General features: G+C 71.0%; 21 protein-coding genes. 9 read left to right on the top strand and 12 right to left on the bottom strand.

The genetic code is table 11. The features are described 5' to 3' along the window. Positions 1-26 precede the first annotated feature (26 nt). Positions 27-1,292, bottom strand: coding sequence for a CdaR family transcriptional regulator (locus OG219_RS45940; protein WP_266837405.1), 1,266 nt, complete (start codon positions 1,290-1,292; stop codon positions 27-29). Positions 1,293-1,504: 212 nt separating this feature from the next. On the opposite strand from OG219_RS45940, the gene OG219_RS45935 reads away from it, so the two are divergent. From OG219_RS45935 to OG219_RS45920, 4 genes are all read left to right on the top strand, one after another. Next, a complete protein-coding gene (locus OG219_RS45935; protein ID WP_266837403.1) occupies positions 1,505-1,750 on the top strand; it encodes a hypothetical protein in 246 nt (81 codons plus the stop codon). 3 nt (positions 1,751-1,753) lie between these two features. Next, positions 1,754-2,131, top strand: a complete 378-nt coding sequence (locus OG219_RS45930) for a toxin Doc (protein ID WP_266471819.1) — start codon at positions 1,754-1,756, stop codon at positions 2,129-2,131. A gap of 88 nt (positions 2,132-2,219) precedes the next feature. Continuing rightward, positions 2,220-3,242: a pyridoxal-phosphate dependent enzyme gene (locus OG219_RS45925; RefSeq protein WP_266837401.1), complete on the top strand. Its 1,023-nt coding sequence runs from the start codon at positions 2,220-2,222 to the stop codon at positions 3,240-3,242. A 539-nt stretch (positions 3,243-3,781) separates the two neighbouring features. Further along, positions 3,782-5,659: an RICIN domain-containing protein gene (locus OG219_RS45920; RefSeq protein WP_266837399.1), complete on the top strand. Its 1,878-nt coding sequence runs from the start codon at positions 3,782-3,784 to the stop codon at positions 5,657-5,659. A 66-nt stretch (positions 5,660-5,725) separates the two neighbouring features. On the opposite strand, the gene OG219_RS45915 is transcribed toward OG219_RS45920, so the two are convergent. From OG219_RS45915 to OG219_RS45895, 5 genes are all read right to left on the bottom strand, one after another. Beyond that, complete coding sequence (locus tag OG219_RS45915; protein WP_266837397.1) at positions 5,726-6,703, bottom strand: 2-hydroxyacid dehydrogenase; 978 nt, start codon at positions 6,701-6,703, stop codon at positions 5,726-5,728. After that, positions 6,700-7,869: a lactate 2-monooxygenase gene (locus OG219_RS45910; protein ID WP_266837395.1), complete on the bottom strand. Its 1,170-nt coding sequence runs from the start codon at positions 7,867-7,869 to the stop codon at positions 6,700-6,702. Before OG219_RS45910 ends, OG219_RS45915 begins: the two co-directional genes overlap by 4 nt. A 136-nt stretch (positions 7,870-8,005) precedes the next feature. Then, positions 8,006-8,674 carry a cyclase family protein gene (locus tag OG219_RS45905; RefSeq protein ID WP_266837393.1) on the bottom strand — a complete coding sequence of 223 codons (669 nt, stop codon included), beginning with the start codon at positions 8,672-8,674 and terminating at the stop codon, positions 8,006-8,008. 21 nt (positions 8,675-8,695) lie between these two features. Continuing rightward, the gene (locus tag OG219_RS45900) at positions 8,696-10,279 is read right to left on the bottom strand and encodes a cytosine permease (RefSeq protein WP_266837391.1); all 1,584 of its coding nucleotides are present in this window, start codon (positions 10,277-10,279) and stop codon (positions 8,696-8,698) included. 229 nt (positions 10,280-10,508) lie between these two features. Next, a complete protein-coding gene (locus OG219_RS45895; RefSeq protein ID WP_266837389.1) occupies positions 10,509-11,066 on the bottom strand; it encodes a hypothetical protein in 558 nt (185 codons plus the stop codon). A gap of 309 nt (positions 11,067-11,375) precedes the next feature. On the opposite strand from OG219_RS45895, the gene OG219_RS45890 reads away from it, so the two are divergent. Both OG219_RS45890 and OG219_RS45885 read left to right on the top strand, forming a co-directional pair. Beyond that, entirely contained in the window at positions 11,376-11,810 is a 435-nt protein-coding gene (locus OG219_RS45890) for a protease inhibitor (protein ID WP_266837388.1), read from the top strand. A gap of 232 nt (positions 11,811-12,042) precedes the next feature. After that, on the top strand, positions 12,043-13,272 hold the full coding sequence (locus OG219_RS45885; protein WP_266837984.1) for an MFS transporter: 1,230 nt from the start codon (positions 12,043-12,045) through the stop codon (positions 13,270-13,272). On the opposite strand, the gene OG219_RS45880 is transcribed toward OG219_RS45885, so the two are convergent. Next, positions 13,212-13,709 carry an isoprenylcysteine carboxylmethyltransferase family protein gene (locus OG219_RS45880; protein ID WP_266837387.1) on the bottom strand — a complete coding sequence of 166 codons (498 nt, stop codon included), beginning with the start codon at positions 13,707-13,709 and terminating at the stop codon, positions 13,212-13,214. The genes OG219_RS45885 and OG219_RS45880 overlap by 61 nt on opposite strands. Before the next feature lie 107 nt (positions 13,710-13,816). Here OG219_RS45880 and OG219_RS45875 point away from each other — a divergent pair, with 107 nt between their 5' ends. After that, complete coding sequence (locus tag OG219_RS45875; protein ID WP_266837385.1) at positions 13,817-15,382, top strand: bifunctional phosphatase PAP2/diacylglycerol kinase family protein; 1,566 nt, start codon at positions 13,817-13,819, stop codon at positions 15,380-15,382. A 53-nt stretch (positions 15,383-15,435) separates the two neighbouring features. Here OG219_RS45875 and OG219_RS45870 read toward each other — a convergent pair whose 3' ends face one another. Next, on the bottom strand, positions 15,436-16,938 hold the full coding sequence (locus tag OG219_RS45870; RefSeq protein ID WP_266837383.1) for an MFS transporter: 1,503 nt from the start codon (positions 16,936-16,938) through the stop codon (positions 15,436-15,438). Between the two features lie 180 nt (positions 16,939-17,118). Here OG219_RS45870 and OG219_RS45865 point away from each other — a divergent pair, with 180 nt between their 5' ends. Beyond that, positions 17,119-17,472 carry a helix-turn-helix transcriptional regulator gene (locus OG219_RS45865; RefSeq protein WP_266837381.1) on the top strand — a complete coding sequence of 118 codons (354 nt, stop codon included), beginning with the start codon at positions 17,119-17,121 and terminating at the stop codon, positions 17,470-17,472. Between the two features lie 6 nt (positions 17,473-17,478). Further along, the gene (locus OG219_RS45860) at positions 17,479-18,015 is read left to right on the top strand and encodes an SRPBCC family protein (protein WP_266837379.1); all 537 of its coding nucleotides are present in this window, start codon (positions 17,479-17,481) and stop codon (positions 18,013-18,015) included. A 4-nt stretch (positions 18,016-18,019) separates the two neighbouring features. Here OG219_RS45860 and OG219_RS45855 read toward each other — a convergent pair whose 3' ends face one another. From OG219_RS45855 to OG219_RS45840, 4 genes are all read right to left on the bottom strand, one after another. Then, positions 18,020-20,836: an NHLP bacteriocin export ABC transporter permease/ATPase subunit gene (locus tag OG219_RS45855; protein ID WP_266837377.1), complete on the bottom strand. Its 2,817-nt coding sequence runs from the start codon at positions 20,834-20,836 to the stop codon at positions 18,020-18,022. A gap of 1 nt (position 20,837) precedes the next feature. Next, a complete protein-coding gene (locus OG219_RS45850) occupies positions 20,838-23,060 on the bottom strand; it encodes an NHLP family bacteriocin export ABC transporter peptidase/permease/ATPase subunit (protein WP_266837376.1) in 2,223 nt (740 codons plus the stop codon). Then, on the bottom strand, positions 23,057-23,866 hold the full coding sequence (locus tag OG219_RS45845; protein WP_266837374.1) for an HlyD family efflux transporter periplasmic adaptor subunit: 810 nt from the start codon (positions 23,864-23,866) through the stop codon (positions 23,057-23,059). Before OG219_RS45845 ends, OG219_RS45850 begins: the two co-directional genes overlap by 4 nt. Positions 23,867-23,956: 90 nt before the next feature. Then, on the bottom strand, positions 23,957-24,172 hold the full coding sequence (locus OG219_RS45840; protein WP_266837372.1) for a type A2 lantipeptide: 216 nt from the start codon (positions 24,170-24,172) through the stop codon (positions 23,957-23,959). Between the last annotated feature and the right edge of the window lie 67 nt (positions 24,173-24,239).

Raw genomic sequence — 24,239 nt, 5'->3', positions numbered from 1 at the left:
AGAGTCGCAGCAGTGCCCGAGCGGGGTCATCCGGCACGACGTCGGACGTTCGAGGCCTCGCTTTCGACATATGTAGGAAGGGCGGGGCGTCGAAGGACCTGAGCTGGAACCGCCGCTCCGTGCAGGCGGCGCAGCCCGAGGACCAGGTGCAGCAGCAGCCGGTCGCGGCCGTCGCGCAGACTCAGCCCGGAGATCTGCTCGGCCCGGCCGAGCCGGTAGTAGAGCGTGGTGCGGTGCACGCACAGTTCCCGTGCGGTGCGCTGTACGTCGCCGGCACAGTCGAGATACGTCTCCAGGGTCGGCACGAGCACGGCCGCGGAGGGGTCCGCGAACAGGGTGAGCACACCCTGTGGGATGAGCGTGTCGTCCCAGACCGGGGGCGCGAGCTGGGCGAGCAGGGCGTGGGCACCGAGTTCGGACCAGAGGGCGACGGTGCCGGCGCCCGCGGCGGACAGCGCGATGTCCGCCTGGCGTCTCGCCGTGGGCAGCGCCGCCAGCGCGGGCACCGGGCCGCCTGCCCCGACGCGCCGGCATCCGGCGAGGGCGGGTTCAACGGTGAGCTCGGCGAGCAGCGAGTGGGCGGCCCTGGCGAGCTCCGCGTCCGGGTCGGCCGGGCGCAGGGCGAGGATCACGGTCGCGCGCCGGGGCCAGCACGCGGCGAGCACGGACCCGCTTGGCAGGCCCCGGCAGAACCGCTCCACGGCCGCCGCGAAGGCGGGCCCCGCGTCCTCGCCCTCGGCGCCGCCGCCACGGCCTGCCAGCAGCACCGCCACCGGCCCGTCGACGTCGAACAGCCCCCGGTCGAGGACCTCTTCGCGCGCCGCACGACGCGTCTCGGCATCCTGGCTGAGCAACTGCTCGACCAACTGCCGCCGTACGCCGTGCTCGTGCCCGGCTGCGAGCCACCGGCCGTACATGAGTGAGCCGAGTGTCTCCGCCGTGCGGGCCGCGTCGGCGATCTGGGCGTCGGGCAGATCGCCGTACCGGTCCGTGATCCAGACGAAGCCGAGGAGCAGTCCGCGGCAGCGGATGGGAACGTACAGCCGCTGCCACAGCTCGAGGTCCGGGTTCTCCGGGATATGACCCGGGCCCGTGGACCGTTTGATCTTGTCGAAGCACACGTCCTCGGGCCGTGTCCTGCGGTGCAGCAGCGACCAGATGCGGGCGGGATCGGCATCCCCGAAGTCCTCGCTCACCGCGACCAAACGCAGTTCCTGGTCGTCCACGACCACGGCGCGCCCCAGACGAGCCGCGAGTGTGTCCACCAGTGTCTGAATCTGCTCAACACTCATGCCCCACTGTGGAGCCGGTGTGTTACGGCGGTCTACGGGGGAGTGTTACGGACTTGCGGAGTCGCGCCCTCCGAAAGCCCGCCTCCAGTGGGACGGCGAGCCGGGCGAGGTCAAGGTGTCGAGCCGCTCGGAATTGGTTCGCAGGTACCGCAGTGCATGGCCCGTGACCTGGTGGTATTTACGGGTAAGTACCCGCGCGGTACCGTGAGGGCATGCCAGCTCTCAACGTGGAGTTCAGTGACCGCGAGCTAGAGGATCTGCGGCAGATCGCCAAGGAGCGCGGTACGTCGATGAAGGCCCTGGTGCGGGAGGCCGCCGCGGCGGACATCGTGCGGCACCGGGCGCTGCAGGAAGGCGCGGAGGTGTTCCGCCGGTTCTTCGCGGCGCACGCGGCCGAGTTCGCCGCCGCCTTCCCCGAGGACGAACCACCCGGCAACGGCGAAGGGCGGGCCGCCTGACCCATGGCCCCCGTCATCCACATCGACGTGCCCTGGCTGCTCCAGCGCCACGAAGAGGTCATGCCCGACCAGCCCACGGTCAACGACTTCTCGGCGCTCGTCGCCGCAGTGGCCCGACACCGCGTCGACCCGCCCCGGCTCGGCGTCGACTCCGACCCGGCCTGGCGCGCCGCCGCGCTCCTGCACACCCTGGCCCTGCTGAAGCCCTTGCCGACCGCCAACGCCCGCTTCGCCTGTTCGGCGGCGGTCGCGTACATGTTCGTCAGCGGCGTCGGTATCGACCCGCCGTACGGCGCCCTCGTCGATCTCGCCCGCGATCTGATCGACGGCAAGACGGACGTCTATGGAGCAGCGGACCGATTGCGGTCGTGGCAGATCTGACACGGTGCCGCGAGAGCTGATCTCACACGGTGCCGCGAGAGCTGTTCCGACACGGTGCCGCGAGAGGAGCGGGTGGCACGCTGGTCGTATGCGCCTGATCATGAGACCTGCCGCCCGGGACTGGACCTGTCCGCCCGCCCCCGACGAGGTGCGCGCCTTCCACGCCGCTCTGCCCGGCTACGCGCCCACTCCGCTCACTGAACTGCCTCCCCTCGCCGCCGAGTTGGGTGTGGCCCGCGTCTTCGTCAAGGACGAGTCGTCCCGCCTGGGCCTGCCCGCGTTCAAAGCGCTGGGCGCGTCCTGGGCGATCCACCGGATCCTCGCCACGGCCGACGGCCCGCTCACGCTGGTCACCGCCACCGACGGCAACCACGGCCGGGCCGTGGCGCGGACGGCCCGGCTCCTCGGGCAGCGCGCCCATGTCCTCGTGCCGAAGGGTGTGCGTCAGGGCGCCGTGGACGCCATCGCAGGCGAAGGGGCGCGGGTGACGCGGGTCGACGGCCCGTACGACGAGGCGGTGCGCCGCGCCGCGGCGATCGCGGACGAGCCCGGCAGCGTCCTGGTGCAGGACACCGCGTTGCCCGGCTACGAGGAGATTCCGGCCTGGATCGTGGCGGGCTACTCCACCCTGTTCGCCGAGATCGACTCCCAACTGGCCGCCGCGGGAGCCGAATCGCCCGATCTCGTGGCCGTCCCGGTCGGCGTGGGCTCGCTCGCGCAGGCGGCCGTGACGCACTACCGCAGCCGCTCCGCCCCCGGACCGGTCCTGCTGTCCGTGGAACCCGAAGCGGCGGCCTGCGTGCTGGCGAGCCTCACGCAGGGCCGGCCGGTGAGCGTGACCACCGGCGACACGACCATGGCTGGGCTCAACTGCGGTACCCCCTCGGGCCTCGCCTGGCCCTTCCTCCGTGACGGCCTGGACGCGGCGGTCGCCGTCACCGACGCCGACAGCGCTCGCGCCGCCCGTGACCTCGCGGCCCTCGGCGTCCTCAGTGGCCCCTGCGGCGCCGCGTCTCTGGCCGGCATCCGGATCGCCGCCGGTCAGGGCCTCACGCTCGACCCCGCCTCGGTCGTCGTCCTGCTCAGTACCGAAGGGCCCGTCGAGAACTGACCGCGGAGGGAGGAGGCGTGGGTCGACCCGCCCTCGGGGCCGCCGACCGAGGGCGGGAGGAACGGGGTCGGCGGCCGGTTTCGCGCGGGAGAGCCGCCGTCCCGCGCGGGGCCTCCGAGAAGGGGCCGGTTCCAGTGGACTACCCGGTTCCGTGCGCCGGGAGCGTGCGCGGGCCACCGGCGCGAGCGCGCGGTTCACACGGGGCGCATGAAATTTCGAAAGCCGGTGCGAGTCGCAAGAGTTGCGGGCCGGGTCCGACTTACTTTCAGTGGTGCGGATGTTACTCAAGTGTCTTGTTGGTCATGAGCATTTCGTGCGAGGGTGACCTTCCTGCGCTGGGTCAATGGCGGGTCCGAATCGCTGTTCGCCATTCCGGTCTGTTGAGAGCTCAAAGAGCTCAACACCGATGGTTCGTCGTACGGCGTTCGCCCCGACCCTTATCCCGGTGCTCCGCCAAAAGGTATGCACCAATCAGGAGCTCCTTTTCGGTGGTGAACAACTTCTATGTGCCGCCTTGTGCCTTGGAAGGAACCCGCTCTGTGCACACCCCCCACCCCCCACGTCCCCCTTATCCTCCCGGCGGTGCTCCCGACGAATCCGATGAGAGCCTCGCCGCCCAGCTGAGAGGCCGGCCGGAGGGCGGGACCGCCCATCCCGTCGCCCTGCTGATGGCCCGGCACTGGCAGCCGGCGTACGACTACTCGGTCATCTGTCTCGCCTCTTCGGCGAACGTCGCCTCGATGGTGGCCGGGGCCTCCTTCCACCAGGTGCTCGACCGCCTGATACGCGGCGAGACCGGCCTCGCCGTGCGGCCCCGGCTTCTCGTGACCGTGCGGGACACCGTCAAGGCGTGGTCCGCGGAGGACCGCATATCCGGCGTGCTGCCGGACTTGAGGAAACCCGCCGGAGGCCGCGGTATGCGTGCGGCCAAGTCCATGACGGCCGAAAACCGGAAGCTCGCCGAGCGCTCATTCCACGCTCTGCCGCCACTCGCCCAGAGCCTGTTGTGGCACACCGAGGTCGAAGCCGAGCACATATCCGTACCAGCCGGTCTGTCGGGCATGGATACCGACACCGCGTCGGCCGCTCTGGAGCAAGCCCGCGAGCAATTCCGCCAGGGCTGTGTACGCGCCCACCAGGAACTCGCGCCGAGCAAGGAATGCGGTTTCTACAACCGGCTGCTGGACGTCCCCATTCGCCGCGGCGGCGCCTTGCTGCCCGATGTCCAACAGCATCTGATGGAGTGCCGCTACTGCCGTTTCGCCGCCGAGCAACTCAGCCATTTCGAGGGCGGGTTGGGCCTTCTGCTCGCCGAAGCGGTACTCGGCTGGGGCGCCCGGCGCTATCTCGACTCCCGCCCGGGACGCACACAGCAAGGAGCGCGCCCCCGTGGCGGATCCCCGTTCGGCGGCAGGCGCCAGGGCAGCGGCGGCGTACTCCCGGGAAGCGGACTTCCTGGCAGCGGGGGACGCCATCGCCTGCTGTCCCAGATCCCCACTCCGCGCCGCCTGCCCGAACCGGCACAGCGGCACGCGAAGGCTCTGATCACAGGAGCGGGCCTGGTATCGGTCACCCTGCTCGTGACCGTCCTCGCCACCAGCCTGTGGTCGGACGACGACGGCGGCGCCGACCCCACCGCCACCACCGGTGCGAGCAGCAGCCGCACGCTGTCACCCGCGCCCGGCTCCGAGGATCCGCCGGCCGTGTCCTCGCCCCCCACCTCGGCGGGACTCCCCACCACCACCGAGCAGACCCGGCTGCGCAACTTCGCCGCCGACCTGTGCCTCGACATCCGGGGCGGCGAGGCGAAGGCCGGCGCCGAGACCGTACTGGGGGTGTGCTCCTCCGCGTGGACGCAGCAGTGGTCGTACGGGGGCGACGGCCTGCTGCGCAGCGTCGCCGACCCCGAACTGTGCCTGGACTCCCGCGCCGACGACGGCTTCGTGGTGCTGGACCGCTGCGCCGCACAGGACACGGCGCGTGGGGACGACGTGCGCTACGACCTCACCGTGCGGGGCGAGTTGCTGCCCCGATGGAGCGAGCGGCTCGCCGTCGCGCCCAGCTCCACGGACCCCGGCGCCGATATCGTTGTCAAGGTCCGAGACGGCTCCGACGCGCAGCGGTGGCGCACCGACGCCCCCTCGGCGGCCCCCGAGTCGCTGTCGGTCTCGGGCACGAACAGCCTCGCGCCGGGGCCGGCGAGCCCCCCGCCGCCCGCCGACGACAGCTCACCCGGGCCGCCGGCCGGGCCACCTCCGGGCGAACAGCCGACGGGCGTGCCGGTCGCCCCGGAGGCGACCGAGTCGGCGCCCTACCAGGAACGCCGATCCGTGAACGTCAGCGACGACGCGAGCCCGGAGCCCGTGCTGCCGCTGATCGCGGAACTCACCGCGGTCGTCCGGGGAGTTGGCCTGTAGGGGTTACGAGACGCAGGGGGTCATGAGATGCAGGGGTTACGAGAGGAGCGGTCGCGGGACGAGGGATCACGAGACGACGTCCCGCGGCGGCTTGCCGTTCATGAACTCGGTGGCGTTGTGGACGGCCGCCAGCGCGATCCGGACGACCGTCTCGCGCGTGACCCCCGCGACATGCGGGGAGAGCACCACGTTCGGGGCCTTGAGCAACCGCAGGGCCGAGGTGGGCGGTTCGGGGTCGAAGACGTCGATGCCCGCTCCGGCCAGGGCGCCCGCCTCCAGCGCGTCCGCCAAGGCGTCCTGGTCGATCAGGGCGCCCCGCGCGGTGTTGACGAGGAACGCGGTGGGCTTGAGGAGCGCGAGCCGCTCCGCGTCCAGCAGGTGCCGCGTCTCGTCGGTGAGCGGTAGGTGCAGCGTGATGTAGTCCGACGTACGCAGCAGTTCGTCGAGCTCGACATGGCGGGCGCCGCCGAGCCGGGCCGCCTCCTCCGGGCCGGTGGACCGCCGGCTCGCGTACACGATGCTCATGTCGAACGCGGCCGCGCGGCGGGCGACTTCCTTGCCGATGTGCCCGAGCCCGATGATGCCGAGCGTCTTGCCGGACAGCTCGGTGATGGACCGCTGAAGCCTCGGCAGCGCCCAGTCGGCGTCGACGAGCGCGGTGTGCGCCGGGACCAGCTGCTTGGCGAGGGCGAGCATCAGGGCGAAGGTCTGCTCGGCCACGTTCTGCTTCTCGGCGCCGCTGGAGCCGATGTTGCACACGTGTACACCCTTGGCCCGCGCGGCCTCCAGGTCGACGTAGTCGAAGCCGTGACTCGCGCACTGGATCAGCTCCAGGTCCGGTGCGGCGGCGATGTGTTCGGCGGTCACCGGGCTGAGCGCTGTGATGACGACGTGGGCTTGCCGCAGCGCGACCGGGTCCTCCTCGGCGGCCGCGACGACGGTGACACGGACCCCCTCGGGGAACAGGGCGGCGAGCGCCGCGCCCGCCCTGCGGCCGCCGACATGCGGTGAGACGACGGCGAGGACGTTCTTCGTCTCGGTCATGCGATGCCCTCGATCAGGTCGTCGGGACCGATGGTGGAGGGGCGGGCGTGCCCGGACAGGGCCAGCGTGAGGTCGAACTCGGCGAGCAGGCAGCGGATCACGTGCTCGACGCCCGCCTGACCGTCGAGCCCGAGTCCGTACGCGTACGGACGTCCGACGAGGACGCCCTGCGCGCCGAGCGCGAGCGCCTTGAAGATGTCGTCGCCCGTGCGGATCCCGCTGTCGAAGAGAACGGTCAGCCGGTCGCCCGCCGCCTCCACCACACGCGGCAGCGCGTCCGCCGCGGCGACGGAACCGGCCACCTGGCGGCCGCCGTGGTTGGAGACGACCACGCCGTCCATTCCGGCACTGGCCGCGCGACGGGCGTCGTCCGGGTGCAGGACTCCCTTGAGGACGATCGGCCCCTCCCAGTTCTCCCGCAGGAACTCCAGGTCCGGCCATGTCTTGCCCGGATCCGCGAACATGCCCACGAAGTGCATCACCGCAGCGTTCGGGTCCTCGTGCACCGGCTTGGCCAGGCCCGCCTGGAACGCCGGGTCGGAGAAGTAGTTGGCGGTGCCCACGCCGTGCAGGAACGGCAGATACGCCTGGTCGAGATCGCGCGGACGCCAGGCGAGGAGGGGCGTGTCGAGGGTGACGAACAGCGCGGTGAACCCGGCCGCCTTCGCCCGGTTCAGGAAGCTGAGGGTGACCTCGCGGTCCTTCGCCCAGTACAGCTGGAACCAGCGCTCCGCGTCGCCCATCGCCTCCGCGACCTGCTCCATGGGTGTGCTGGACGCCGAGGACAGGATGTACGGGACGCCCTGAGCCGCGGCGGCCCGCGCGGCGGCGGACTCCGCGTCCGGATGCATGATCGACAGCACGCCGACGGGCGCGAGCGCGAGTGGCGCCGGCAACTGGCGCCCCAACACCTCCACGGACAGGTCGCGTTCATGCACATCGCGCAGCATGCGCGGCACGATCCGCCGCCGCTCCAGCGCCTCCCGGTTGGCCCGCGCGGTGCTTCCGTTGCCCGCGCTGCCCGCCACATAGCCGACCGGACCGGGCCCGAGCCGCTGCTCGGTGAGCTCCTCCAGCCGGGTCAGATCGGTCGGCAGCCGAGGTACGGCCCCCGTCATTCCGTTGAGATAGATCTCGTACTGGAAGTCGGCCCAGTGCTTCGCCATCCGTACGTCCCGCCTCTCGTCCCTCAGACCGCGCTGTACGAGGTTGATCCTTGCGACTGCGACAAGGTCCGTCCACTGGGCGGGTTCCGGTGTTCCGGGGGCGGCGAGTCGGCAGCCCGCGGACCGGGACCGGAACTCAGTTGCGGCGGATCCGCGCCGTGGCCCTGACCGGGGCCCCGTCGGCCCCCGCCAGCCGCAAGGGGAACAGGAAGACCTCGATCGAGTACCCAGCGGTCTGCGCGCCGGCCACGAGGTCGAGACCGGTCAGGTTCTCGGCGATCACCCCTCCCGCGCCGCACAGGACCCGGTGCGCGAGGAGGTCCCTGCTGCCCATGGGATCCACGCTCAGCGCGTCCACTCCGACCGTGCGGACACCCGCGTTGACGAGTATCTGCGAGGCCTCCGGCGTGAGCCAGGGGTGGGCGAAGTACTGGTTCGTGCCCCAGTACGCCGACCAGCCGGTGGCGAGCAGCAGGATCGCGCCGGGCTGGAGGTGGAGGAGACTCAGCGCGGGCGCGAGCAGGCCGGGCGTGATCGGCGTTCCGGGTGGGAGACCTCGGACGTCCGCCAGCACCGCCGGTCCCGCGAAGCGTTCCAGGGGGAGCAGGTCGAGCGTGGGCCAGGCCGAGTTCACGTGGTAGGGCGCGTCCACATGTGTCCCGGACTGCGAACCCATGTGCAGCCGCAGGACGTTGACCCCGTCCGTCGCGACCCGCAGCGCTCTTTCCACATCTACCTGCGGGTCGCCGGGATACACGGGCATCCCGGCGACCAGGGGGACGGACAGATCGAGCCAGGACTCCATCAATTCCCCTCCAGGACTTGCTCAGTTGCCCTCGACGGCGAGCGCGGGCGCCGGGTCTTCGGCCTTCGCGCCCGGTCCGGTGATCGCCGCTACCGGAACATCGACCGTACGCGCCAACCGTGCACCCTCAGGCCCGTAAACGGCCCGGGGTTCGGGAAAGAGCCGCAGTAGTGAGAGGAAGAGGACGGCGGCGACGGCCAGCGACAGCGGCAGGCTGATGTCGATGCCGTTGGCCAGATCGCCCAGTGGCCCGACGAACTGCCCGGGGATGTTGGTGAACAGGACACCGATCACCGCGGCCACCCACCAGGCGGTCATGCCTCGCCAGTTCCAGCCGTGCGCGAACCAGTAACGGCCGCCGCGCTGACGGCGGTTGAAGACCTGGAGGGCGTCCGGGTCGTACCAGCCGCGCCGGGTGTAGAAGCCCAGGATCATCACGACCATCCACGGCGTGGTGCAGGTGATGATCATCGTGGCGAAGGTGGAGATGGACTGCACCAGGTCGAACCCGAAGCGCCCGACGAAGATGAACGCGATCGACAGCACGCCGACCAGCAGCGTCGCCTGGACCCGCGACAACCGGGGGAACACGGACGAGAAGTCGAGCCCGGTTCCGTACAACGACGTCGTGCCCGTCGACATGCCGCCGATCAGCGCGAGCAGACACACCGGCAGGAAGAACCAGCTCGGCGAGATGGCGAGGAGCCCGCCCACGAAGTCGGGGGCCGCCGGATCGACGTACTCCGGGGCCTTCGTCGCGATGATGCTCGCGGTCGCCAGGCCGAAGACGAACGGCAGCAGGGTCGCGATCTGGGAGAGGAACGCGGCCCCGACCACCCTGCGGCGCGGCGCGTCGGCCGGGATGTAGCGCGACCAGTCGCCGAGGAACGCGCCGAAGGAGACCGGGTTGGACAGCACGATCAGCGCCGAACCGATGAAGGAGGGCCAGAACAGCGCCTGCGTCGCCGAGTCGGCAGAGGACGTGAAGACACCCGCGTACGAGGGGTCGAAGTCACCGGCGAAGGCGATCGCGCCGAGCAGGAACAGGACCGTCGCGGAGGTCACCGCGATCTTGTTGACGAACAGCATGAACCGGAATCCGTACACGCACACCGCGAGGACCAGCGCGCCGAACAGCGCGTAGGCGACGACGTACGACAGATCGCTGCGCTCCAGGCCGAAGAGCCGGTGCGCGCCGCCGACCAGGGCGTCGCCGGAGCTCCACACCGAGATCGAGAAGAACGCGACGGCCGTGAGCAGGGAGAGGAACGAGCCGACGATGCGGCCGTGCACGCCCAGGTGCGCGGAGGAGGCGACCGCGTTGTTCGTGCCGTTGACCGGGCCGAACACCGCCATCGGGCACAGGATCAGCGCGCCGACGACGACTCCGAGGAGTGTCGCGGCGAGCCCCTGCCAGAAGGAGAGGCCGAAGAGGATGGGGAAAGCCCCGAGGACGCAGGTGGAGAAGGTGTTCGCACCGCCGAAGGCGACCCGGAACAGGTCGAGAGGGGACGCGGTGCGGTCCGCGTCGGGGATGCGCTCGACGCCGTACGTCTCGACCTCGGTGAGCGACGGGGGAGCGGTGGTCGGGGAGTTGTCGGACAAAGAGTGCTCCAGCGAAGTGCTGCCTGTACCCCTGAGGGCGGTGGAGCGCGTTGTGGCGCGGGGAGAGGGACGGCCGGTTGTCGCCGCTGGGGTGCGCGGCGTGAGCGGATGGCGTCCTCGCGGGGTCTGCCGACGCTAAGGCGGCGTGTCACCACGGCACCAGAGGACGGACCATCCATCTTTCGCGTCTTCGCTGGACGATTGCTCCATGGAGGGGCAGGGGCAGGTGTCACTCCTCGTCGTCGGCGGCCGGGGTGTCCTGCGGCTCGGCGTCCGGACCCTGGGCCCGGACCCGCTGCACGTGCTCCAGCGAGTCCCGCAGTTCCGCGAGCCAGTCGTCGGTGTGGCGCTGCACCAGGCGTACGCACCAGGCGAGGGCGTCGCTGCGGCTGCGGGCCACACCGGCGGCGATGAGGGTGTCGAGGACCTGGCGCTCGGGCTGCCGCAGCCGGGTCATGACCGGCGCCGCGATGTGCGTGAACAGGGCGCGCTCGCCGCCGCACTCCACACCCCAGGAGACCTTCTTGCGGAACCGGTGCTCCGCCTCGCGCGCCACCGCGATCCGCTCCTCGCGCGTGCGCTCCCGGAATTCCTGGACACGTGCCTGGACGGCAGCCTCTTTCTCGGCGTCCGAGGCGCCTTCGGCGAGCCGGGGCTCGGGGATGCGGCCGACGACCGTGATCTCCTCGCGGTCGACCGTCACCTCCGCCAGGCTCTCGAAGAGATCGTCGGGCAGGCGGCCGGCGAACCAGCCGCGCAGCTTCTCGTGCTGCTCTGTTGTAATCATGTAATGACGATTACTCCGGATGCGCGGATGTGCAAGGGAGGTCCGCCACGGGCTGAACCGGAATGTTTCAGGCCTATTGCTGAGTGGGGGGAATCCGGCCAGGAAGGCTCCCCTGATGATCAGTAAGCGCTCGCTTCCGGGCTTGAGCGGTCGAATTCCGTGACTTCACGCCACTGATTCAATACTCAAAGTTACTGAAACCTGTGGGTCGGATGTGTCTTTCCGGTCCGGACTCGGCAGACTCACGCTCGCTGAACCGGCACCAAACCGAGCCGGTACGGCCTTCGATCGAGCGGAAGGATGCACACAATGCCGACCACCGCGCGCCTGGCAGCGACTCTCACCCTGACGGCCACCGCCGTCCTCGGGCCCCTGGGCGGATCCGCCCTCGCCGCTCCGGGCCCCGGCCCGTCCGCGCTCTACGCCCCCTCTGCCCTGGTGCTCACCGTGGGCCACGGCCACAGCGCGGCCACCGTCACCGCCGAACGAGCGGTCACGCTGAACTGCGCCCCGACCGCCTCCGGCACCCACCCCGACGCCCCCTCGGCCTGCGCCGAACTCCGTGAGACCGGCGGCGACTTCGACGCCCTCTCGGTGAGAGCCGGCGTCATGTGCACGAAGGAGTTCGACCCCGTCGTCGTCACCGTCGACGGCGTGTGGCGGGGCAAGCGTGTCGCGTACGAGCGCACCTTCGCGAACGAGTGCGTGAAGAACTCCTATGGGGTGAACGTCTTCACGTTCTGAGGGACCGGGATCGCGTGGTCCCCGTGGGCGTCGAACGAGCGCCCGTGACTGGGGAAGGCGGGGCTCGTCGCGAGTGCCACGCGATCTCGTACCGGGGGTCGGCTCGACGGAGTGGGGCCGTCGGCCGGTCCCCGGCATTGCTGCATAGGGTATGCAAGTGCTCGACCATGAAAATAAGGCCGCAGCTTCCAGCGGCCCGAAGACCGTCCCCCGCCGCCGCACCTGGAGGCAGCTGTCTCCCCTCCTGCGGCTGCTGATCCTGACCCAACTCGCCTTCAACATCGGCTTCTTCGCCGTGCTGCCCTTCCTCGCCGAGCACCTCGGTACGGCGATCGGGATGGCGGGCTGGCTCGTCGGCCTGGTGCTCGGACTGCGGACGTTCAGTCAGCAGGGGCTGTTCGTGGTGGGCGGCGCGCTGGCCGACCGGTACGGGGTGCGGCCGGTGGTACTCGCCGGATGTGCGCTGCGGATCGCCGGCTTCGGGTGGCTGGGGTACGCGCGGGAGGCCTGGGCGGTCGTCGGCGCCGTCCTGCTGATCGGTTTCGCCGCCGCGCTGTTCTCACCCGCCGTGGAGTCCGAGGTCGCGCGGCAGGCGGTGTGCTGGGAGGAAGCCGGGCGCGGATCCCGTACGCACGTGCTGGCGCTGTTCACCGTGGCCGGACAGGCCGGCGCGTTCGTCGGCCCGCTGATCGGCGCGCTGCTGCTGGCCGTGGACTTCCGCGCGGTCTGCCTCGCCGGGGCCGCCGTCTTCGTGTTCGTCCTGGCGGGTCACGCGTGGCTGCTGCCGCAGCACATCCCCGGCCGGACGCGGGCGAAGGGCGGGGGAGGCGTCCGGGCGCTGCTGCGCAACCGCCGCTTCCTGGCGCTGTGCTGCGCGTACGGCGCCTACCTGCTGGCGTACAACCAGCTCTATCTCGTCCTCCCCGCGGAGGTCGAGCGCGCGACGGGCTCGCAGGCGCCGCTGGCCTGGCTGTTCGCACTGTCCTCGCTGCTCGTCGTGACCGCCCAGCTGCCGGTCACCCGCTGGGCGGCGGACCGGCTCGACCTGCGCCGGTGCATGGCCGCCGGACTGCTCCTCATCGCCGCCGGGTTCGGCGTGGTGGCGCTGACCCGGCCCGCCGCGTGGACGGGAACGGCGGGGCTGGGGCCCGCGGCGGGCTTCGTCGTCCTGCTCACCCTCGGCCAGATGCTCGTCGCACCCGCCGCCCGCGCCTGGGTGCCGGACCTCGCCGACGACGGCAGGCTCGGCCTCTACACCGGCGCCCTGTCCTCGGTCTCCGGCCTGATCGTCCTGGTCGGCAGCGCGGGAACCGGCTCGCTGCTCGACACCGGACTCCCGCCCGCCGTGCCCTGGCTGGCCCTCGCCGTCATCCCCGTGGCATCGATCGCGCTGCTGCCACGTCACGAGGGTCCGCGCCAGGGACGCGCCCTCGGCCACCAGCCGGGCACCGCTCGCCGGTAGCGCTCGTACTCCGCGCCGAATCTGCCGGACAGCTCCGGCTCCTCGTACCACCGCGCGAAGGCCCACATCACGAGCCCGGCGATCGCCGCGTACGTCAGGAGTACCGGCCGGGCGAGCAGCAGGGCCTGCCCGGCGATGGTGGCCACGACCGCCAGGTACATCGGATTGCGTACGTGCCGGTACAGCCCGCCCACCACCAGATGCTCCGTCGGCGCGACGGGCGCCGGGGTGCCGAGGCCCTCGGCGACGAACCGTACGAAGGCGGAGACCAGCACCACCGCCCCCGCGGCCAGCGGGACGAGGCCGAGTAGACGGACGGGCACCCACCAGTCACCGGCCTGCCACCCGGTGAGCCACCAGGGGACGAGCACGGCCACGGTGCCCGGGGCGAGTGCCAGGAAGAGGGAGCTGCCGAACGCTGCCGCGGGTCTGCGCATACGGTCACGATGGCCGCCGTACGCCGTGCCGTAAACCGTGAGGATGCTGCTCCGGTTGGAGTCGCGGCGGAATGCGGTCCGCCGCCGCTCCCGGTAGGAGTGGGGACATGGGCGTACTCGGTGAACTGGATCTGCGGCTGTTCGGGCGGGTGGCCGCCTCCCGGTTCCCCGCCGCGGATCCGGCGCTGCGGCGGCTCAGCCGTGCCGCCGACCACGGGCGGCTGTGGTTCGGCGCGGCGGCGGGCCTCGCCCTTGTCGGAGGCAGTACCGCCCGGCGGGCGGCCCTGCGCGGTACGGGCTCGCTCGTCCTCGCCTCACTGACCGTCAACACGGTGATCAAGTGGAGTGCTCGCCGCCCCCGCCCGCTGCTGGACCACGTACCGCGGATCAGGCACCTCGGACGGCAGCCGCACACCACGTCGTTCCCCTCCGGACACTCCGCGTCCGCCGCGGCCTTCGCGACCGGAGTCGCCCTGGAATCCACCCGATACGGGGCCCTGGTCGCGCCCTTCGCGGCGTCGGTCGCCTTCTCGCGCGTCTACGTAGGGGTGCACTACCCCGGGGACGTACTGGCCGGGATGGCGATCGGCGCCGGGGCCGCCGCGCTGACCTGCCGCTGGTGGCCGCCGCGCTCCGCACGGCCGGAACGGGAGCGGCCCGGGGCCCAGGCGCCCGCGTTGCCCGGGGGCCGCGGACTCGTCGTCTTCGTCAACAGCCGGGCCGGCACCGGCGCACCCACCGCGCCACTGCCGCCCGCCGAACGGCTGCGCGACCTGCTGCCCGACGCCGAGCTGATCGAACGCGCCCCGGACGACGACTTCGCCGAGCTGCTCGCCAAGGCGGTCGAGCGGGCCTCCGAGGCGGGCGGCGCGCTGGGCGTGTGCGGAGGAGACGGGAGCGTGAACGCCGCGGCCCGCGCGGCGGCCGAACGGGGGCTCGCACTGGCGGTGTTCCCCGGCGGCACGCTCAACCACTTCGCGCAGGACGTGGGCGTACCCGACTTCGAGGACACGGCCGTCGCGGTCGCCAAGGGCGAAGCGGTGGCCGTGGACATCGGCGTGGCGCGCTCGGCGGCCGGGCACGAGGTGCGGTTCCTCAACACCTTCAGCATCGGCCTGTATCCCGAACTCGTCCGGCTCCGCGAGCACTTGGAGGAGCGATGGGGCAAGTGGCCCGCGGCGGCCGTCGCCCTCACCCGGGTGCTGCGCACCGCGACGCCCATCGAACTGCGCGTCGACGGCCGCCCCCGGCGCCTGTGGCTGCTGTTCGCGGGCAGCGGCCGGTACGTCCCGGACGGCTTCGCCCCTGCCTTCCGGCCGCGCCTGGACGACGGCCTGCTCGACCTGCGCGTGATCGACGGTGACCACCGGTTCGCCCGCACCAGGGTCATCGCCTCTGCGCTCGCCGGCGCCCTCGGCCGCTCCCGGGTCTACAGCGCCGAACGCGTCTCCTGGGTCGAGCTGGAGGGTCTCACCGGGACGGACACGCTCGCGTACGACGGTGAAGTCGCGCCCACGCCGGATGAGTTGAGGCTGGAGAAACGGCACCGGGGGCTCGTCGTGTACCGGCCGGCCGCACCGCAGAACGAGCTGGCGCAGCAGGCCCGCCTCGCCGCAGCGACGGCCCGCTACCGAAGACGCGTGAGGGGTCGCCGTCTGCAGGGGGACGGATGAGGGGCCGCCGTCTCCCTGCAGACGGCGGCCCCTCGGTCTGAGGTCAGGCGCGATCACATGTGGACGACCTGTGCCGCGTCCGGGTCCTGCTCCAGCTTGCCGGGGCGGTAGAGCAGGAAGGCGATCACGGCGCCCGCGGCGAAGAAGCCGGCCGACCACCAGAAGGCGGTGGTGTAGCTCTCGATCGTCGACTGCGCCTGGACCAGCTTGTCGGCCGGGTTCTTGCCGGCCAGGTAGCTCGCCGCGGCGCTCGCGGCCAGCGTGTTGAGCAGCGCCGTACCGATCGAACCGCCCACCTGCTGCATGGTGTTGACCGTCGCGGAGGCAACTCCCGCGTCCTCGGCCGCGATCCCGATCGTGGCCAGCGACATCGCGGGCGGCATCACGATGCCGAGGCCCACGCCGATCAGAATCAGCTGCGGCAGCACGGCGGTCGAGAAGGATGAGCCGACATCGATGCCGGTCAGCCAGACCATGGCGATCGCGGCGATCGCGAAGCCCGCCGGGATGACGATCTTCGGTCCGACGCGCGGCACCAGGATCGTGGTGGAGACCTGGGCCATCACCATCAGGGCCGCCATCATCGGCAGGAACGACACGCCCGTCTTGGTCGGGCTGAAGCCCAGATTCAGCTGCAGGTAGTAGGTCAGGAAGAGGAAGACGCCGAACATTCCCGCGCCGGTGATCAGAATGGCGATGAACGAAGCGGCACGGTTGCGGTCGAGCAGCACGCGCATCGGCAGCAGCGGGTGCTTGGCTCGCGTCTGCCACCGGGCGAACGCCGTCAGCAGCACCCCGCCCGCGGCCAGGAAGCCCCAGGTGGCCGGCGAACTCCAGTCGTGCGTCTCGGCGTTGGAGAAGCCGTAGACCAGGGCGAAGAGTCCGGAGGAAACCAGCAGGGTGCCGGGCAGGTCCAGCTTGGAGTTCGCGGCGTCGCGGTGGTTGTTCAGCAGCATCCAACCGCCGACGAAGGCGATGATCGCGAAGATGAGGTTGACGTACAGAGTCCAGCGCCAGTCGAGCGCGTCGGTCAGCACACCGCCGAGCAGCAGCCCCAGCGCGCCACCGGCGCCGGCGATCGCGCCGAACACGCTGAACGCCTTGGCGCGGTCCTTCGCCTCGGTGAACGTCGTGTTCAGCAGCGAGAGCGCGGCCGGTGCGAGCAGTGCGCCGAAGACGCCCTGGAGGGCACGTGCGGTGACCAGCATCCCGAAGCTGGTCGAGGCGCCGCCCAGCATGGAGGCCGCGGCGAATCCGGCGACACCGACGAGGAAGGCGGGCTTGCGCCCGAAGAGGTCGGCGATACGTCCGCCGAGCAGAAGCAGGGAGGCGAACGCCAGCGAGTAGGCGGTGACGATCCACTGCCGGTTGCCGTCGGAGAAGCCGAGGTCCGCCTGGGCGGACGGCAGGGCGATGTTCACGATGGTGGCGTCGAGGACCACCATCAGCTGCGCGATCCCGATGATCGCGAGGATCCACCACCGCCGCTTCGACGATTGAGCCGGCGCGGCGTCCACCGCACCCGTACGGGCACCTTCAGTCACGGTCTGAGGCATGAGGGAACTCCAGGGAAGTCGCTCTGGGTTTCGTTTACGTAAACGAAACGGTTTCGTACACGTCGAGACTAGACCCCCTCTATCGAAACTGCAACGTTTCGATGAGTGACCTGGATCTCGGCGACGAACAGATCCGAGTATTCCTTGACGGGCATATAACCGCAGAGGCATATTGGAGTCATGTCCGATGCCTCTCCCTGGACCGCGCTCGCCGACCCGAACCGTCGCGCGATCGTCGCGCTGCTCCTCGAGCGTCCGCGGCCGGTCGGTGAGATCGTCGAGGCGTGCGGGCTCAGTCAGCCGAGCACCTCGAAGCATCTACGGGTACTGCGAGACGCCGGCCTGGTGCGGGTCCGACAGGACGCGCAACGCCGGGTCTACGCGCTCGACCCGGCCCCGATCGCCGAGCTCGACGCCTGGCTGTCCCCGTACCGGAAGCTGTGGAACGAGAGCCTCGACGCCCTCGGCCGTCGCCTGGACGGGGCGGCGGGGGAGTCGTCGGACCAGCCCGATGAGCCCTCCCCGAAGGACTGAGCCACCATGTCCGCCGAATCCTCCGCTCCCACCGGCACCTACCTGACTCTCGACGACGGCCGCCCCGCCGTCCGCTTCACCCGGACCTACGACCACCCCGTCGACCGCGTCTGGCAGTTCGTGACCGACCCCGCCGAACTGGTCCACTGGTTCCCCTCCCGCGCCGAGATCGATCTGCGCCCCGGCGGGACCATCACCTTCAGCGGCGACCCGAACATGCCCGAGTCCACGGGCCGGGTCATCGCCGTCGACGCGCCCCGGCACCTCTCCTTCGAGTGGGGCGGCGACGAACTGCACTTCGACCTGGAGATCCTGGACGAGAAGCGCACCCGGTTCACGCTCACCAACGTCCTGGAGGCCGAGAACACCGCCGCCCGCAACGGCGCCGGCTGGGAGGTGTGCCTCGGCGCCCTCGACGCACATGCCCGCGGCGAGGAGCACGAAGGACCGCACGCCGGGAGCGCCGCCCCCTGGCAGGAGATCTACCGCCGGTACATCGAGGCCGGGATCCCTTCCGGAGCCCCGGTCCCCGGGCTCGGCTGACCCCTCACCGCATCTGCCGCCGCACCAGCTCGTGCAGCCGGCCACCGGTGTCCGCGAGGAGCTGCGCGGGCGGGCCCTGCTGGGCGACCTTGCCGTCCTCCATCACGATGACGCGGTCCGCGTCCATCACGGTGGACAGGCGGTGCGCGATCACCACGCGGGTGGCGTTGAGCGCCCGGGTGCTCTCGATGACCGTGCGCTGCGTCTCGTTGTCCAGGGCGCTGGTCGCCTCGTCGAAGAAGAGGATGCGGGGGCGGCGTATCAGTGCCTGGGCGATCATCAGCCGCTGGCGCTGGCCGCCGGAGACCGCGCCGCTGCCGGACACGATGGTGTGCAGGCCCATCGGCATGCGCTTGATGTCCTCGGCGAGGCCCGCCATCTCGGCCGCCGCCATCGCCTCCTCGGGCGTGTACGGCTCGGTGCCGCAGATGCAGTCCAGGATCGAGCCGGTGAAGGGCTGCGCGTGCTGGAGCACGACACCGCACTGGCGGCGTACGGCGGACTGGTCGAGGGCCGCCAGGTCCTGGCCGTCATACAGGACGCTGCCCGAGACGGGCTTGTCGAAGCCGATGAGCAGCCGCAGCAGTGTGGACTTGCCGCAACCGCTGGGCCCGACGATCGCCACGAACTCGCCCGGCCTGATGTCGAAGGACACGTCGTCGAGGACGAGCGGGCCGTCGTCGGTGTAACGGAAGGAGAGCTTGCGGGCCTCGATCCCGCCGGACAGGACTCCGGGGCGGGTGCTCGCCACACGTACCTCGGGCGTCGCGTCGAACACCGGCTTGATCTCCTCGAACATCGGCAGCGCGGCCGCGGCCGAGACGAACGCGCCGGTGATCGAGGTGACCGAGGTGAGCAACATGGTCATGGAGGTGTTGAAGGTGAGGAACTCGGCGGCCGACAGCGAGTCGCGTGCCGGGCCCGCGAGCAGCATGAACATCAGCAGGGAGCAGAGCGGCAGATACACCGCCCCCATCACCGTGGTCAGGTTCTTGATCCGGCCGACCTTCTGCTGGAGCTCACGGCTGCGCGCGAACTCGCCCGCCCAGGCGGCGTACGCGTAGTTCTCGGCCGCCGCGACCCGTAGCTTGGGCAGGCCGCGCAGGGTCTGGAAGGCCTGGTTGTTGAGCTTGTTGCTCAGGACCACCAGGCGCCGCTGCCAGCGCACCTGCCACAGGCCGAGCCCCAGGAACCCGGCTGCGATGACCACGAGCATGCCGATCGCGGCCAGCGCCATGGGGACGCTGTACCAGAGCAGCAGGCCCAGGTTCATCGCGCCGACCGTGCCCGCCTGCGCGAGTGTCGGACCGACGCCCGCGAGGAGGCGGCGGATCGCGCTGATGCCCATGGCGGCGCTGGCCAGTTCACCGGTGGAGCGGGAGGTGAAGAACTTCGTGGGCAGGCGCAGCAGCCGGTCCCAGACGGCCGGCTGGAGCGTCGCCTCGATCCGGCCCTCCAGTCGCAGGATGGTGAGGTTCTGCAGCAGCATGAACGCCGCCGACACCACGCTGGTGATCATGATGGCGAGACAGACCTGCACGATGAGACTGTGCTGGGCCTTCGGCACGTACTCGCCGAGCACCTTGCCGGTGGCGATCGGCACGATCGCGCCGATCGCCACGGTCACCAGACCGCTGATGGCGAGGTTGCGCATGTCGCCGCCGGTGCCCTGGAGGCAGAACCTCATCAGCCGCAGCGGGCTCAACTTCCGCTCGGGCAGCGGGCGGTAGAACATCGTGGCCTGCGGTTCGTACTCCCCGGCGTTGGCCTTCTCGACCGGAGTCTCGCGCCCGGAGGACGGCTGCACGGCGACGTATCCGCCGCGCCGCCACAGCAGCGCGACCGGTGAGCCCGACACCGCCCGGTGGCCCACCAGCGGGCCGATGTTGTCGTGCCACCAGCGCCCGTCGAGACGTACGGCACGGATGCGCAGGCGTGAGGCGATCGCGATCCGCTCGACCGGGTCGAGCCGGTCGCTCTCCGTGCCGTTCTGCGCGGGTTCCGCGAGGGTGATCCCGGCCGCGCCCGCGACCAGTTTGCAGGCCGCGTACGTGGCGTCCGCGTCGGCGGCCGTCGGACGCTTCGCCGACTGCTTGCCGATCGACGCGAGGAGCGTCCGGTCGGCCTGCGCGCGGACGGCCTCGCCCGCCTTGATGCCCGCCGCCGTACGGTCCTCGTGGCGTGACTCGAGCCGCTCGATCCAGCGGTCGAGTGTGGTGAGGAGCCGGTACTGCTGGTCGACCAGGCGCTGCCAGACACCGGAGTCCATCAGCAGGTCGGCCGCCGCCTCCGCGCCGTACAGGGAGCCGTACTGCACACTGCCGGGCGGCACCTGCATCCAGAAGACGTCGTCGTCCGTGAGCGCGGCGGCGTTCTCATGGGCCATCGGCGCCTGGAAGAGGATGGACAGGCTCCGGCCCGCGCCGAGGGCGAGGGCGTACTCCAGCGGGCTCGAAGTCGGGGGCACGTACTGGGCGTTGCCGTACTCGTCGTACGACCAGGTCTGGGTGTCGGCCTGCTGGTACAGCTCGCGCAGCCCGATGCGGCGCACCACGCAGTCGCGCAACGGCCGTCCGACGAGCGTGTGTTGAGGGCCCGCGACCGGTCCGAGCAGCAGGGAGCCCGCTTCGAGGCGGCCGAGATGGTGCCAGTGGCCCTGCTGCACGGCGTCCACCGCGAACAGGTCCATGGCGCCCGCCGCGACGAGCCACAGGACCTGCGGGCCTTCCAGATCGAGGCGGTTGAGGATGGAGCAGTCGATCGGCGTGCCCATGCCGCCCAGCGCGCCGAGGACGAGGTCGCCCTCGTTCACCGTGGTCATCTCATCGCTCCTTGACCAGCTCGGCGTACGGACCGCCGGCCGCCACCAGGGCCTCGTGCCGCCCGCGTTCCACGATCGTGCCGTGCTGCAGTACGACGATCTCGTCGCTGTCGCGCACCGTGCTGAGCCGGTGCGCGATCACCACACAGGCGCAGCCGCGCTTGCGCAGGTTGTCGATGACGGTCTGCTCGGTCTCGGCGTCCAGTGCGCTGGTCACCTCGTCGAGGACCAGGATGCTGGGCCTGCGCACCAACGCCCGTGCGATCTCCAGGCGTTGACGCTGGCCGCCGGAGAAGTTCCGCCCGTCCTGCTCGACCCGGCTCTGGATACCGCCGGGGCGGCGCGTCACCACGTCGTACAGCGCCGCGTCCTCAAGCGCCGCGATGACCGCTTCGTCCGGGATCGACGGGTCCCACAGCGCCACGTTGTCGCGGACCGTCCCCTCGAAGAGGAAGACGTCCTGGTCGACGAAGGAGACGGAGGATGCGAGGGCGCCGCGCGGGATGTCCTCCAGGCGCTGGCCGTCGATGCGGATCGTTCCTTCCCAGGGTGCGTAGAGGCCCGAAATCAGCCGGGACACCGTCGACTTGCCGCTGCCCGAGCCGCCGACCAGTGCCACCTGCTGGCCCGGCCCGACAGTCAGGGAGAAGCCGGTGAGCAGCGGCTTGTCGAGCGGGCTGTAGCCGAACGTGATGTTCTCCAGCTCGACATGGCCGTGCAGGCGGCGGGTGGAATCGCCGGTGCCGTGGCGGTCGTACAGCGGGTCCGCCTGGAAGTTCTCGACGTCCTTGAGGCGGGCGACGTCGGCCGCGAAGTCCTGGATGCGGCCCGCGACGCCGTTGAGGCGGGTGATCGGCGCGGTGAAGCGGGTCACCAGGGCCTGGAAGGCGACGAGCAGACCGACCGAGATGCCTCCCTCGATGGCCCGCATACCGCCGATCCACAGGATCAGCGCGCTGTTGAGCGTCGCGAGCATCGGCGCGACCACGCCCAGCCAGGCGCTCGGCACGCCGAGACGCTGCTCCTCCTCCAGGGTGGTCGCGTGCTGCCCGGCCCATTTGCGGAAGTAGCCGTCCTCGCCGCCGGTGGCCTTCATCGTCTCGATCAACTGGAGCCCGCTGTATGCCGTGTTGGTGAGGCGTGCGCTGTCGGCGCGCAGCTTCGCCGTGCGGGTCGAGCGCAGCCGGATCACCACCCGCATCGCGACCACGTTGAGCAGTGCGACGCCGATGCCCACGGCCGTGAGCTGCGGGTCGTACGTATAGAGGAGCACCGCGTAGAGCACGACCACGACCGCGTCCACACCGGCAGCCGCGAGGTCGCGGGACAGTGTCTCGGCCACCGCGTCGTTCGACTGGAGCCGCTGCACCAGGTCGGCCGGGCTGCGCTGGGAGAAGAAGGTGACCGGCAGCCGCAGCAGATGCCGAAGGAAGCGGGCGCTGGAGAGTGTCGAGGAGATGATGCGGCCGCGCAGCAGGTTCGCCTGCTGGAGCCAGGTCAGCACCACCGTCAGTGCCACCGAGGCGCCCATCGACGCGAACAGCACGCCGAGCAGCGAGGACTGCCCGCCGATGAGGTAGCTGTCGATGTACGTCCGGCTGAGCGCGGGCACCGCGGCACCGACCACGACAAGGAGCAGACTCGCGAGGACGGCCGCGGGCATCGTGCCCGAGGTCCCGCGCAGCCGGGCCGGCATGGCGCCCAGGACGCCCGGCTTGCGGCCGCCCCGGTGGAAGTCGGGGCCCGGCTCCATGACCAGGGCGACGCCGGTGAAGCTGGTGTCGAAGTCCTCCATGGGCACGAACCGGCGGCCCTTGCCGGGGTCGTTGATGTGTACGCCGCGCCGCCCGAAGCGGCGCCCCGTGCCGTCGTAGACGACGTAGTGGTTGAACTCCCAGAACAGGATCGCGGGCGCCCGCACCTCGGCGAGCGCGGCTGTGTCCATCTGCATGCCCTTGGCCGTCAGGCCGTAACTGCGGGCTGCTTTGAGCAGGTTGCTGGCGCGCGACCCGTCGCGGGAGACACCGCAGGCGATGCGCAGCTCTTCGAGGGGGATGTGCCGCCCGTAGTGGCCGAGCACCATGGCGAGGGAGGCCGCTCCGCACTCCACGGCCTCCATCTGGAGCACGGTGGGGGTACGGACGGTCTTGCCCTTGCCCTTGGGGACCGGGCGCTTTTGCGCGTTGGCGCGGCGTCTGCCACGGGTGTCCTGTGCGGCGGTCACGGGAGGAGCCAATCCACGGGGCGCTGATCGGCCAGCCGGATCGAACCCGTGGCCAGGGTCATGGAGGTCAGCTCGAACGGCGGCCCGTCCGCCGAGGACCACTTGAGGCCGCTCTTCGTACTGGACTTGGTGTCGAGACGGACCAGGACGGCCACCGGCCTGCCGTCCTTGGTGAACTGCTCGCCCAGCTGGCTGTCACCGAGGAACGCGGCGATCTGCTGCTGGGTCTGCACGGTCCGGTCGACCGCCTTCACATGGCCGCGCAGCACCCCGTACTGCTGGGTCGGCGCCGACTGGACGGTCAGATCGACGGAGGCGTTCTCGGGGATCGTGGCGGCGTTCTCCGCGGGGACGTACACCGTCGCGTACAGCGGATCGCCGGCGTGGGCGACCTTCTCCACGGCCGCGACGTTCGCGCCGGTCGAGATGATCGCGCCGATGGTGGCGGCGAGCGCGGTGATGCGTCCCGCGGCCACGGTGCGGACGACCGCCGTCTGGCCCTCCGCCGTACGGACCTGCAGCACGGGGGCGTTCGCGGCGAGCCGTACGCCCTCCTCGGCGAGGACCGCGGTGACCTGCCCGGCGACGGGACTCTGCAACACGTAGCTGCCCTCCCCGTGCGTGAGGATGGCGGGTGCGCTGACCGTGGACGCCACGGTGCCCGTCACGGCCCAGACGGAGGCCGCCGCCATGACGAGGACCGTCACGGACAGGACGAGCCAGCCCTGGGGGCGGGCGAAACGCACCGGAAGGTCGAGTTCTTCCGGCGATTGGAGCTTGGCGAGGGCCTGTTGGCGGAACTGCACGGGACTTCCCTCACCTGTTCGAGAGATTTACGGCACCCGAGAGTCCCGGAACCATGGATCGGTTCCGGGACTCAGCGGCATGAAATGCGATCAGAGACCGGCAACCAGGCCGGTGACCGGGGCGGTGTTCAGGCCGGTCACACCCTCGACCGTGCCGACGACCGTGCCCAGGAGGGCGGAGACCGGGGCAACCGAGTCAACGAGGCCCGTGACGGTGCCAACGGCGTTCAGGGACAGACCGCCCGAGACGGCGTCGAGGTCGGCGTCCGAGATCTCGGCGGTGGCAACCTGGGGGGTGGAGTTCATGATGGAACTTCCCTTCGTATGCGTATTCATAAGGGGGGAGAGCGGCCCCCTCTGGGGACAGATGGTC

Source organism: Streptomyces sp. NBC_00038 (assembly GCF_026343635.1).
In the GTDB taxonomy this organism is placed as follows: domain Bacteria; phylum Actinomycetota; class Actinomycetes; order Streptomycetales; family Streptomycetaceae; genus Streptomyces.
This window is presented reverse-complemented; position numbering and strand designations above follow the sequence as displayed.

Bases quoted from the DNA above. Each gene is read 5' to 3' on its own strand.
- OG219_RS45940 (WP_266837405.1), bottom strand. From the start codon at position 1,292: ATGAGTGTTGAGCAGATTCAGACACTGGTGGACACACTCGCGGCTCGT.
- OG219_RS45935 (WP_266837403.1), top strand. From the start codon at position 1,505: ATGCCAGCTCTCAACGTGGAGTTCAGTGACCGCGAGCTAGAGGATCTG.
- OG219_RS45930 (WP_266471819.1), top strand. From the start codon at position 1,754: ATGGCCCCCGTCATCCACATCGACGTGCCCTGGCTGCTCCAGCGCCAC.
- OG219_RS45925 (WP_266837401.1), top strand. From the start codon at position 2,220: ATGCGCCTGATCATGAGACCTGCCGCCCGGGACTGGACCTGTCCGCCC.
- OG219_RS45915 (WP_266837397.1), bottom strand. From the start codon at position 6,703: ATGACCGAGACGAAGAACGTCCTCGCCGTCGTCTCACCGCATGTCGGC.
- OG219_RS45910 (WP_266837395.1), bottom strand. From the start codon at position 7,869: ATGGCGAAGCACTGGGCCGACTTCCAGTACGAGATCTATCTCAACGGA.
- OG219_RS45905 (WP_266837393.1), bottom strand. From the start codon at position 8,674: ATGGAGTCCTGGCTCGATCTGTCCGTCCCCCTGGTCGCCGGGATGCCC.
- OG219_RS45895 (WP_266837389.1), bottom strand. From the start codon at position 11,066: ATGATTACAACAGAGCAGCACGAGAAGCTGCGCGGCTGGTTCGCCGGC.
- OG219_RS45890 (WP_266837388.1), top strand. From the start codon at position 11,376: ATGCCGACCACCGCGCGCCTGGCAGCGACTCTCACCCTGACGGCCACC.
- OG219_RS45880 (WP_266837387.1), bottom strand. From the start codon at position 13,709: ATGCGCAGACCCGCGGCAGCGTTCGGCAGCTCCCTCTTCCTGGCACTC.
- OG219_RS45875 (WP_266837385.1), top strand. From the start codon at position 13,817: ATGGGCGTACTCGGTGAACTGGATCTGCGGCTGTTCGGGCGGGTGGCC.
- OG219_RS45870 (WP_266837383.1), bottom strand. From the start codon at position 16,938: ATGCCTCAGACCGTGACTGAAGGTGCCCGTACGGGTGCGGTGGACGCC.
- OG219_RS45865 (WP_266837381.1), top strand. From the start codon at position 17,119: ATGTCCGATGCCTCTCCCTGGACCGCGCTCGCCGACCCGAACCGTCGC.
- OG219_RS45860 (WP_266837379.1), top strand. From the start codon at position 17,479: ATGTCCGCCGAATCCTCCGCTCCCACCGGCACCTACCTGACTCTCGAC.
- OG219_RS45855 (WP_266837377.1), bottom strand. From the start codon at position 20,836: ATGACCACGGTGAACGAGGGCGACCTCGTCCTCGGCGCGCTGGGCGGC.
- OG219_RS45840 (WP_266837372.1), bottom strand. From the start codon at position 24,172: ATGAACTCCACCCCCCAGGTTGCCACCGCCGAGATCTCGGACGCCGAC.